This is a genomic window from Rhizobium sp. SVR5-9E (assembly GCF_056755095.1).
In genome coordinates this window covers 1-257 of record NZ_JBNDHS010000516.1, presented here as the reverse complement: position 1 = coordinate 257, position 257 = coordinate 1, and the positions used below count along the sequence as shown (strand labels likewise).

Below are 257 nucleotides of genomic sequence, written 5' to 3'. Positions count from 1 at the left end.
GTACTGGAAAATTTGCCGGCCGCCCAGCCGATTCCTCCCTTGATGCCATCGCTCTTCGCCGGCGCTCTTTCCTTGCAGCAGGAATCCGATTCCCCGCCCGAGCATGATGTCACCAACCACATGCGCAATTCGCTCGGCCGGACGATCCTTGCGGAATATATTCGAGGCACCCAGCTTGCGGGGCGAACGAGGCCATTGCCGAAGGCGGTTAGCGTAGCAAAAAAGGCGCTCGACAGTGAATATTCACGATCGTGGAC

The 257-nt window shown here is 58.4% G+C and carries 1 protein-coding gene; it reads left to right on the top strand.

The genetic code is table 11. The features are described 5' to 3' along the window. Nucleotides 1-42: 42 nt before the first annotated feature. Nucleotides 43-257, top strand: a 215-nt coding sequence (locus ACPYOJ_RS35870) for a hypothetical protein (protein ID WP_481420460.1), incomplete at its 3' end; no start/stop codon positions are given.